The 10,263-nt window shown below is 66.2% G+C and carries 9 protein-coding genes and 1 pseudogene; 3 read left to right on the top strand and 7 right to left on the bottom strand.

The genetic code is table 11. The features are described 5' to 3' along the window. Window positions 1-235 precede the first annotated feature (235 nt). Together IF89_RS0132970 and IF89_RS0132965 are read right to left on the bottom strand one after the other, a co-directional pair. Entirely contained in the window at window positions 236-1,138 is a 903-nt protein-coding gene (locus IF89_RS0132970; RefSeq protein ID WP_030775953.1) for a serine hydrolase, read from the bottom strand. After that, on the bottom strand, window positions 1,135-2,040 hold the full coding sequence (locus IF89_RS0132965; RefSeq protein WP_051808010.1) for a LysR family transcriptional regulator: 906 nt from the start codon (window positions 2,038-2,040) through the stop codon (window positions 1,135-1,137). The genes IF89_RS0132970 and IF89_RS0132965 overlap by 4 nt, the downstream gene beginning before the upstream one ends. A gap of 138 nt (window positions 2,041-2,178) precedes the next feature. Between IF89_RS0132965 and bla the strand changes: the two genes are divergently transcribed. Next, entirely contained in the window at window positions 2,179-3,102 is a 924-nt protein-coding gene (bla, locus tag IF89_RS0132960; protein WP_030775947.1) for a class A beta-lactamase, read from the top strand. Between the two features lie 238 nt (window positions 3,103-3,340). Then, complete coding sequence (locus IF89_RS38700; protein ID WP_199820598.1) at window positions 3,341-3,736, top strand: Tn3 family transposase; 396 nt, start codon at window positions 3,341-3,343, stop codon at window positions 3,734-3,736. A 68-nt stretch (window positions 3,737-3,804) separates the two neighbouring features. Here IF89_RS38700 and IF89_RS42975 read toward each other — a convergent pair. Beyond that, window positions 3,805-4,017 (bottom strand): annotated as a pseudogene (locus IF89_RS42975) (Tn3 family transposase); the annotation flags it as partial. A gap of 23 nt (window positions 4,018-4,040) precedes the next feature. Between IF89_RS42975 and IF89_RS49175 the strand changes: the two are divergent. Further along, window positions 4,041-4,163 (top strand): hypothetical protein, encoded by a 123-nt coding sequence (locus IF89_RS49175; protein WP_267882124.1) that lies wholly within the window; start codon window positions 4,041-4,043, stop codon window positions 4,161-4,163. An 874-nt stretch (window positions 4,164-5,037) separates the two neighbouring features. Here the strand turns inward: IF89_RS49175 and ssb are convergent. The 4 genes from ssb to IF89_RS42960 form a co-directional block, all read right to left on the bottom strand. Next, window positions 5,038-5,520: a single-stranded DNA-binding protein gene (gene ssb, locus IF89_RS38695; RefSeq protein WP_030775942.1), complete on the bottom strand. Its 483-nt coding sequence runs from the start codon at window positions 5,518-5,520 to the stop codon at window positions 5,038-5,040. A 1,105-nt stretch (window positions 5,521-6,625) separates the two neighbouring features. Continuing rightward, window positions 6,626-7,000: a DUF6009 family protein gene (locus IF89_RS0132935; RefSeq protein WP_030775939.1), complete on the bottom strand. Its 375-nt coding sequence runs from the start codon at window positions 6,998-7,000 to the stop codon at window positions 6,626-6,628. Next, a complete protein-coding gene (locus IF89_RS0132930; protein ID WP_030775936.1) occupies window positions 6,997-8,511 on the bottom strand; it encodes a DNA primase family protein in 1,515 nt (504 codons plus the stop codon). Before IF89_RS0132930 ends, IF89_RS0132935 begins: the two co-directional genes overlap by 4 nt. Continuing rightward, window positions 8,508-9,611 (bottom strand): bifunctional DNA primase/polymerase, encoded by a 1,104-nt coding sequence (locus IF89_RS42960; protein WP_078628681.1) that lies wholly within the window; start codon window positions 9,609-9,611, stop codon window positions 8,508-8,510. The genes IF89_RS0132930 and IF89_RS42960 overlap by 4 nt, the downstream gene beginning before the upstream one ends. Window positions 9,612-10,263: the final 652 nt, after the last annotated feature.

Below are 10,263 nucleotides of genomic sequence, written 5' to 3'. Positions count from 1 at the left end.
CCGCCTGACAACGGAATCCACCCCGACCTGGCGCGGTGCGTGAACCACCCTCAACACGGCAATCTGGGATGAAACAACGGGATGAAACGCCCTCTCAGAAGGGGGTCCATCCCGCTTTTGAGTGAGAACGGGTTCTGAGAATGAATCCGGGTGCGGCGGGGGTCCGGCAGCTATCGATTGATCTTGCTCGCGCAATGGACCGTTTGTGAGAGTCGGCTTCGAGGTGATGCTCGGGTCAGAGTTGCCGGAGGTGGTCGTGCAGTCTGCGGGCGGCTTGTGCCATGAGAATGTCGGCGCCTGGCTGGGTGCTGGCCGGAACAAGCGATTCCGTGAGCACGGCGATGGCGAAGGCATGCCCGTCGGAGTGCTCGACGACTCCAATCTCATGGCGGAGGTTGAGGAGGGTACCGGTCTTGGAGGACCAGCCGCTGGCGTCTGAGCTGAAGTCTGGCGCAAGCCTGTGGCGGAGCAGGTTGTGGGCCATGAGGTCCCGTACCCGTGCAGCGGCCTCGGGATGGATTGCCGATGGCGTCCACAAGGCTTGGAGCAGGGCGGTCCAGGCGCGTGCGCTGCCGGTGTTGGCGCGGGTGGTGTCGAGCTGGTGCACTTGGTGGCCGCGGCCGCTGGTGCCGGCTTTGATGGCGAGGGCGTGGGCGAGGTGCGCCTGGTCGGGAGTGAAGCGTTCTACCGGGGTCTGGGTGAGTTCGCGCATGCCGTGCCGGATGGTGATTCCGTCCAGGCCCAGTCCATGCAGGATCTGGGCCACCTGGGCAGGGGGGGTGAGGTCGAAGAGTGCGTCGGCGGCGGTCCCGTCGCTCACACTGGTGCTGAGGTAGAGCAGGTCGTCTATGGCGATCCGGGCAGGGTGGCGGAACCGGGTCAGTCCGGTGGGGCCCGGCGTCGTGATGCGTCCGGGCTGGACGTCGATCGCTGTTGCTCCATCGAGGTCTCCGCGCTGGATGCGCTCCGCTGTTGCCAGGGCGAGCGGAATCTTGACCAGGGAGGCGGAGGGCAGCTGGGCGTCGGGCTCGATGCCCAGCTCGGCTCCGGTGTGGAGGTTACGGACCAGCAGGCAGCCGTGCAATCCGCCGTCGAGAAGCAGTCGGCGGGTGTCGTGCAGCAGCGCTTCGGTACTCATACTGCCGCCACTGCATGAGGGGTGGTGGTCGGGGTAGCAGGGCCAAAGCAGCGGCTGATCGCGCTGCCCAGGCGTTCTTGGACATGTTGCGAATTGACGTCCGGGGCGGCTGCGAGGCTGTATCCACGGCTGAGTGTGATCTCACCGATGGGCCTCCAGTCGAGGCCGAGCTCGTCGGCCTGCGCGGCGGAGCACAGCAGCAGGTCGGACGTGCGGAGCACTTCGGCTATGGCATTGGTCAAGTCGGCGGCGATGGCGAGCTGCACCGGCATCAGGCCCAGTGCGTCGCGCAGCCGTGTGAGCGGATCACGGATGTGCGGCACGTCATCCTCGGGCTGGATCCAGACCTTGCGGACCGGATCCGGGCAGGCCCGCCCGGCCCGGAGAGTCGCCAGATAGACGCGCCTGGCCCCGGCTGCCGCGGTGCCCGCGAGGCCAAGAGGAACGGACCACGTGGCTTCGTCCGCGGGCGCCGTGATCAGGGCCGCGCGTACCTGCTGCGAGCGGAAAAGCTCCATGCGTTGCGTCGGCGTACCGGTATGAAGATCAAGGATCACTGCCTGGTCCCGAGCATCGGCGATCAGGCGGGCGAGAGAGCCCGTGGAGCAGTTGCCCGGGACGGCGAGCCGCCATGGCTTGCGCTTGGCCGTCTCTGCCTCATTCAGTAGTGCGTCGGCTGCCTGCACGAGCCGCCTCGCCGCCGGGAGCATGTCCCTGCCGAAGGAGCTGAGGGTAGCGCGGCGCGATGTCCGCTCAAACAGACGTTCGCCGAAAAGCTCCTCCAGTGCGGCGATGCGACGGCTCGCCACGGGCTGTGACATGCGTGCTGCGGCCGCTCCTGTGGTGAAGCTGCCACGCTCCATCACGCTGACAAACGCCCGACATGCTCCCACCAGGTCCATCCGGCCATTCTATATGGAAACAGCATGGAACTGGCTGTATGCGTATTGGACCGTATGGAACGCGGAGAAGAGCATGAGCCGGTAGCCGAGCGGTGTCTCCTCTCAGCACCCTTTGACGGCTTATCTGGAGGTCCTACTATGCAGTCCACCCGTGCCCGGTGTGTCGTTGTCGGAGGGCTCGCTGTACTCGTCGCCTTTCCGCTTGCCGCATGCGGCAATGACAGCACCCAGGCGACATCAGTCCCGGCTGCCGCAACAGCGCAGGCGGATCCGGCTGCGACGTCCGTCGGCGAGTTCTATGAGCTGGAGCGCAAGTACGGTGCGCGTCTTGGGGTCTATGCGGTCAATACGGGCGATGGGCGGGAGGTCGCCTTCAACGCTGATGAGCGATTCGCGTACGCCTCTACTTTCAAGGCGTTCGCCGCCGCTGCCGTTCTACGCAAGTACTCATTGAGCGGCATGGACAAGGTGATCAAGTACTCCCGGAGCGATCTGATCGACCACTCTCCGGTCACCGAGAAGCATGTCGAGACCGGAATGACCCTGCGTGATCTCTGTGACGCTGCCGTCCGCTACAGCGACAACGCCGCGGCCAACCTCCTGTTCGACGCACTGGGCGGGCCGCAGGGCCTGGCCGCCGCTCTCGCCGAGACAGGTGACACCACTACCAAAGTGGAACGCCGCGAGCCAGAACTGAACCAGTGGTCGCCCGGTGCCACCCAGGACACCACCACGCCCCGCGCGTGGGCGGCAGACCTGCGGGCGTTCGTTCTCGGGGACGCTCTGGGCAAGGACGAACGCGAACAGCTCACGCAGTGGCTGCGGACCAACACCACCGGAGACGAACTCATCAGGGCCGGAGTACCCAAGGGGTGGACGGTCGGTGACAAGACCGGCGGAGGTGGTGTCTACGCTGTCCGAAACGACATCGCTGTCGTGTGGCCCCCGGGCGCCGCCCCCATCGTCATGGCGATCATGTCCAACCGCGGCACGAAGGACGCCGACTACGACAACAAGTTGGTTGCCGAAGCGGCATCCATGGTCACCAAGACACTGTCGTAGCAGAACAACTGAACAGCACGCGGAAAGTACACGGCACCCCCCCCCCAACGACTCCGGCGTTCTCGCCCGACGCCGAGGGTGCGCGTCCTCAGGATGCTGCCCCGGCTGCTCGACCCGCCGCCGATAGGACGTTTTCCGCCTCAGGCGGCGTTCGTGGGCCCAGCGTCTTGGCTGCCGCTACAGGCGCAAGGGCGAGGTGAGAGTTCATGTCCAGCTCGACCCGGCCGTAGGGATTTACATGAGTCCAGAACAGCGGGGACTGGGCCCGCCGGTCGGCATCGCTGAGCTGTACCGGTCGGCGGCCGGGGAGGACGAGAAGTGGCCGAACCTGGCGCCGGTGCTGTCGACAAAGACGATCGACTGGGACCTGATCCGCCAGCAGTACGACCAGATCGTGAAGTACACCACCGCCCTGCGCCTGGGCACCGCGGAGGCCGAGCAGGTCCTGCGCCGCTTCACCCGCGGCGGGCCCAAGCACCCCATATACCGCGCGATCGAGGAACTCGGGCGGGCGGTGCGTACGGCGTTCATCTGCGACTACCTCGCTGCCGCGGACCTGCGGCGTGAGATCAACGACGGACTCCAGGTCGTGGAGAACTGGAACTCCGCCAACCACGACCTGTTCTACGACTGACTCCGACAAAGAGTCCCAGGAGGTCTCCATGCTCGCCCTGCACCTGCACCAGTCGGCGTTGGCGCACGTCAACACTCTGCTGCTGCAGGACATCCTAAGTGAGGAGAAGTGGCGCGACAGGCCCAGGAAACGAGCTTCTTGGAGTCGCTCGCGCAGGCGGTGCCCTCGCCCCACCACGCGGCATCGCGAGCGGCGAAGGTGGCGTTGACCAGCCGCACCAGCGCCGCGCGCAGGTTGGTCCGGTTGACGAACAGGTGCCGTACCCGGCGCAGGACGGCCTCGCTCTCGCCGTGCTTGCTGGTGGGTGGCCAAGCTGCAGCAAGAGCCGGGCAAGGCCCGCACCGTCATTGAGGTGCAGGGAAGACTCTCCGCGCTGCTCGACCAGCTCGCCACGGGCAGCGCCATGAGCAACGGCGGGAACAAGTGACCGTGCTCTCGGACACGGCCGGGGCGGGCTCGGCGGCGGGCGCGCTTCGAAGACGCCCGGGCCCAGGCGCTGGAGGACCCGACCGGCGTGGCCGACCGGGTGCGGGCAGGCCCGGCACTCGGCGTGAGCCGGGCCACCTGCTACCGCCGTCAGCGCCAGAGCCCGGCGCCGTTGAACGATGGTGTCCCTTCTCGTGGTGTAGCCGATCAAGGTACGGTGCTGCGCTCGTCGTACTCCAACCACTGGCGGCGGATGCTCTCACCGCTGCTGAACGCGCTGGAGCTGAAGTGCAACAACACCGCCTACCGGCCGGTGATGGACGCAATCGACCTGCTCAAGCGGTATCTGGACCAGCCAATCGCCAAGAAGGGCGCGTTCTTGAAGGAGGGCGCGTTCTTGCACGAGGCGCAGAAGATCCCGCTGGGCGGGGTGGTACGCGAGGAGTGGCGCAAGGCCGTGGTGGATGAGCGCGGCCGGGTCGAGCGCATCCCGTACGAGCTGTGCGTGCTGGTGGCGTTGCGGGATGCGCTACGGCGGCGGGAGATATGGGTGCCGGGAGCGAACCGGTGGCGTAACCCGCAGGACGATCTGCCGCCGGACTTCGAGGACAACCGCGATGTGCACTACGACGCGATCCGCCAGCCGCAGGACCCGGAGAAGTTCATCGAGGGTCCTGCAGAAGCGGCTGCGCGAGGCCCTGACCCGCGCTTCGACACTGCGCTGGAGCTGGGGACCACAGGCGGAGTGGAGATCGTGCGCCGTCCCGGCGGGCGGCCTGCAGTGCTTGTTGCGCTGCGGTCACGGCTGCCGCGGCCCCCTCTAAATCTCCTGGGTCAGTGCGCGCGGGACGCTGAGGTGGTGGGGAAGGCCGGCATCAGAAGGGAGTCTCCTCGCCAGGGGTGCCGTCCGGGCCGGCGACGGGTGCGGCCGGACGGACGGGGCTGGCGGAGGCCCAGGGATCGTCCGGAGCGGTCTCACGAGGCGGAACCGGGCGGGCGGTGCGGGAAATCGTCACGGTTGCGAACGTCATCGACGCTCCGACGTCGTCGACGTCCAGCACCATCCGTGAACGCTTCTCCCCTTCCGGACTCTCCCATCTGTCGGTCCGCAGACGTCCCGCGACCACCACCCGGGCGCCCTTCGACAGGGACCCGGCAACGTTCTCCGCGAGCTGCCGCCAGCAGCTGCAGTCCATGAATGTCGGCGCCCCGTCCCGCCACGTATTCGCTTCCCGGTCGAACGTCCGGGGAGTCGACGCCACCGTGAAGCGGGCCACAGCCACCCCGGCCGGAGTGAACCGCAACTCCGGATCGTCCACAAGATTCCCGATCACTGTCAGAGGAAGGTCGTTACGCATGACACGAAGCCTCGCACACACCACTGACACCCCGCCGGCCGTCCCCCCGCGAATACGGACACACCAGCTCCAAGGCGATCACCAGCGGCGCTGCTCACCCCACCACGGAAGTAACGGCGGCAGATCCCTGAGCCCGCGGGCCGACCGCCTTGGCATGGGTGACTCACCGTCGTCACCGTCCCAGCGCCGTGCGTACTGATCCGGAAGGTCGCCCCAGCCCCAGTACGGGACAGGCCGGTCTGGTGTCCTACCCAGCTCTTCGAGAGGATCGATCCGCTTCTCCCCGACCGTGCACAGATGGGCCCAGTCGTCACCCATGTCGAAAACGTAGGCGAACTGCTCACCGGTCTGTAGCCTGCTCAGCTTGGTCGCATGACCGTCCACCGTCCCTGACTGCACCGAACTCAGGGCTTAGAACGTCAGTTCGGAGACTGGGAAGGCGTGGCAACCCGGCGCATCCGAGGCGGTGGCGCCTGGAGGGCCGTGCAGCGCGGACAGGGGCTACGCCCTCCAGTACGGCCATGCGTACCGGCGGATCTGCGCGATCGCGGACCGTTCGTCAACAACCTCGCTCTATCGGACGACGGGTAGTCGATGGTGGACGAGGGTCTGCACTCCGTAAACGTCACGGCCGCCTCCGTGGCGGAGTTCGAGGGGGGCGGCCTGCCTGATTTGCCATACGGCGTCCCAGGCTGCGGCGAGGGGTCGCCCGAGGACCGCGAGCGGGCGCTGGGGGCACTTCGAGGAAGATGAATGCCTCGGGCTGGCCTCCGCCCTCGCCGGGAGATAACCGAGGCAGTGCCTCACGTGATCACGTGGCTGCGTCAAATGCCACGCGGGTCCAGGTACAGGACTATCGGGGTTCCGTTCCTAAGACACGTCCTACCGACAGCGGGTCCCTCGGTACGTCGGCCGGACCGGATGCGGCGGGGCGGCGCCGTCTCTGCTGCTCTCGTCATCGGGCGACCGGAGGTGACCGTCAGCGACTGAGTCGTTTGATGAAAGTACAGGTCAGAGAGGATTTGCAGGCACGGTGCAGCGACTGAAGCGACTCCTTTTTGGACACCCCATCCAGAAGGCTTCAGCCCCCACTCATCGCCCGCCGTCAAGTGTCTGCTGCTTGTGTCGGCTTCTCAGACCGATCCGTTTTGCGTCCCTTGCTTCCAGGCACAAGGGTGGTCGGGTCAACGGCTTCGGCGGGGGCGCCGGTGGCGTACAGCCCCTCGGGGGCGGTGTCTCGGTCGTGGGGCAGCAGCCAGAAGACGCGGCGGCGGAAGGTGCCGCTGGAGCGCGAGGGCTTTGCCTGGGGACCGAGTTGGGCGTATCCGACGAGGCGGCCGTCGCGATGATAGGCGGGCTTCCCCCGGCGGGTAGGGAGCCGGTCCAGGGATTGCCGGACATAGTCGAGTTCGGTGACGTCTTCGAGCCAGATCAGGTCCACTTCGTGATGAATCTCGTCGTCGGAGATGAGGGAGCTCATGCATTCTCCTCCTCTGCGAGCAGTCCGATGCCGGGGTAGTACTTCTTTGAGTTAGACAAGATCATTTCTTTGGGTGATGCAAGTCCGACGAGCTCACGGGCTCTCGCGGCGAAGGCTCGAGAGGAGATAGTGGGCGCTCCTTCATTCTGGCACCAGGTGCGGTAGACGTTGTAGAGGCGGGCCTGTTCCGCGCGGTGGTCGGCATGGAAGGCGCAGCACTCTTCGAAGAAGCGGCCGGTGTGGTCCTCGGTCTCCGCGTAGGCAGTGGTGGCGATGCGGACCGGGGCCGGCCCTGTGAGGTCTTTCTCGCCAGCGAGGTAGCGGCGGGCGCCGTCGATGAGCCAGGCCAGGATGCCGGGGCCTTCTTCAGTGACGAGAATGTCGGCCAGGTTGTCGATCTTCCGGTCGTCGGAGACGACCCGTTCGAAGGGGACGAGCCGCATGCGACGCCAGAAGGCGAAGCCCCCGGTGCCGACCTCAGGGCGGTGGTTTCCGATGAGCCACAGCTTGTGTGTGGGGGCGAAGGAGAAGAAGTCCTGGCGCATGCGGCGGGCCTTGATGCGGTCACCGCCGGTGAGGAGCTTGACCCGGGCTTCGTCGAACTTGTCTCCGGGCTTGACCTCGGAGCAGACGATGACGCGTCGACCATGGAGTTCTGCGAGTTCGGTGGGGTGGCCGTCAAAGGTGCGGGCCATGAGAAAGCCAGGGGGAGCCGCGTCGGCGTAGTCACCGAGAAGTTTCATCAGCACGTCGAGAAGGACGGATTTGCCGTTTTTGCCCGAACCGAACAGGAAGGGCATGACCTGAGCTCCGACGTCTCCAGTGATGGAGTAGCCGAGCATCAGGTGGAGAAAATCGATCATCTCCTTGCCAGCTTCGTCGTCGCCGAAGGTGTCCTTGAGGAAGCGAATGAACCTCGGTGTGGGTTGTTGCTGCGGTCCGATCGAAGTGGAGCGGGAATGGAAGTCCTTATCCGGCTGCGGAGTACGGATTCGGCCGGTGTGGAGGTCGACGATGCCTGCGGGAGTGCACAGGGCGTAGGGGTCGGCGTCCAGGAGTTCAGCTCGAAGGACCATGCCGGGGGCGGACTTGGCTTGGGTGAGCATGGCGCTCATGCCGGAGGTACTGAGTGCGCGGCGACGGTGTTTGTGTAGAGCCTGGTCGCTGTAGGTTCCGCGGGAGTCCGAGGTTGCGATGGCTTCAGCGAGGTCCCCTGCGGCCCATACAACCGTGTCGTCTTCGTCGACCTGCCAGCGGGTGGTGTCCCAGCGGTACCAGCCCAGTCCGGGGACATGCCGGTAGTCGCCCGCGTACAGCTTGACGAACAGTTTTGCGTTTCCGCGGTCGCTGAGGGTGTCGGGAAGCAGGCCTGCGGACGTGGCGTGATCGAGATGGGATCGTTCGCGGCCCTGCGACGGGACGGGCGGTGGGGTCTGCGCGAGGATTTGCGCGGCGATAGCTGCCGGGTCGAAGTCGAAGAGGACGTCGTCGGTTTCGCGGGCGGGGCTCACCGTCGGCCTCCGAGGTGCAAGGGGCGCTGGGCGCCAGCGGTCATGCCGCTGCGGATGATCTTGCCGAAGCGCTGGGTCTGGCCTGGTCGGGCTGCTTCAGCCGTATCGCGCAATGCCTGCTCGGCTGCCTCATCGCGCAGGTAGCCGGCCGCGACAAGTCCGCCCAGGGAATAGGCGGCTCGGTTCAGCTTCTCCGTGAAGCCTGCGCCTTCGGAGCTGTGCGCGCACGCGGCGACGTCTGCGAGAAGTGCCCTGAGAAGACGGGAGATTTTGTCTTGTCCGCCCCCCGCCGCGAGGACGGCTTGGCGGGCGCGTGGGGGTACGGGCCGGGGAGCAGGGACGTGGGCAGCGGGCAAGTGTCCGGTGCGCTGCAGTTCATGAGCCAACCAGGACGGAAGGGGGGCTGGTTTCCGCGCGCTGCCGATGGGTGTGTAGGCACCAGCAGACGTGGTAGTACCTGGGGCAATGATGTATCCACCATGGGCCCGGACGTCGACCTGCCAGGCCAAGGCTCGCTTACCCGAGCCTGTGGAGCACTGCCAGCGGCGGCCGTCGGTCGCCCGGTACCAGACGTGCGTTCCGCCGGAGGGGGTACGCACTCGAAGCGTGGAGGCGTCCTGTGCTGGGCTGTCTTCACCTCTGAGGGCGGCCAGGACAGCCAGGGAGTGGTAACCCGTGGTCAGGCCCGTGAGGTCGATGTGGTCGGCGATCTCGATGCCCGGCAGGATGCGGTCTCGGGAGGGGGCTTCGGCGTGGTGGGTATCGATATCGATGATGACGAGGTCCGCGGGGCCGCACGCGACTCCTACGCCCAGGGCAGGGTTGTGTCCCCACCAATGGTCGATCCGTGAGTAGTCCAGGGTCGCTGCGTGAAAACCATGGCACCAGCGGCCGGCAGCGATGCATCCGCAACCCTTGTGGGTGTGTCCTGCTGCGCCGCAGTTGCGGCAATTGGCTGCGGGAGTCTTGCGGCCTGCGCCCAGAGGGTGGACTGGCCAGCCGTTGCTAGCGCACCACCTGGCCAGGCGGAGGCCAGCGACTGAACGCTCAGGGGCGGGCTGCCCTGAGTCGCTGCGAGAAAGCCGCAGCTCAGCAGGCATGTCGTTCCCCTTACAGCGACTGAAGCGACTCAATAACAGACACAGACTAGCGAAGTCAGCCGAGGAGCGTGCGCAGCGTGTCGCCAACATCCTCTCGGTGTGTCGGCTGACTCATTTGCGGTCTCAGGCCAGCGACTGACGGCCGCAGGTAGCGACCGACCTGCTTGAGTCGCTCATCATCGGGATCCGCAGAAGCGCAGGTCAGCAACCTGAGCAGCGCCAGTCAGCGACTGAAGCGACTGAAGGCTTCTATATATGACGCGCACACGCACACACGAATGCCTCCATATACCTCAACTTCAGTCGCTTCAGTCGCTGATCTGGGAACTTAGGGCGTCTGACCTGCATGTTTGCGCAGCGACTGAAGTTACTCCCAGCGGCTGTCGTTCAGTCGCTGAGGCCCGGGACGAGCAGGAAACTGGCGAAAGCCGGGTACTGGTAGGGCCAAGTCGGCATCACGGTCTGGCGCCGGGTACCGCCCGTGCCCTTGGCAGCCTGGGCCGGGGCGCATATTCCGGGCTTCGTGACGGTAGTTACTGAGGGTTTCAGGGGGGGGGTCGGTGGGTTGATGGTCAGACCGGTGGCCGTGAGACAGCTGTCGGTGAGGTCGGGTCGGAGTTGGATTCTGCGTAACTCGCGGCGGAGTGTGCGG

It is taken from the genome of Streptomyces sp. NRRL F-2664, from assembly GCF_000719345.1.
Lineage (GTDB): Bacteria > Actinomycetota > Actinomycetes > Streptomycetales > Streptomycetaceae > Streptomyces.
This window is presented reverse-complemented; position numbering and strand designations above follow the sequence as displayed.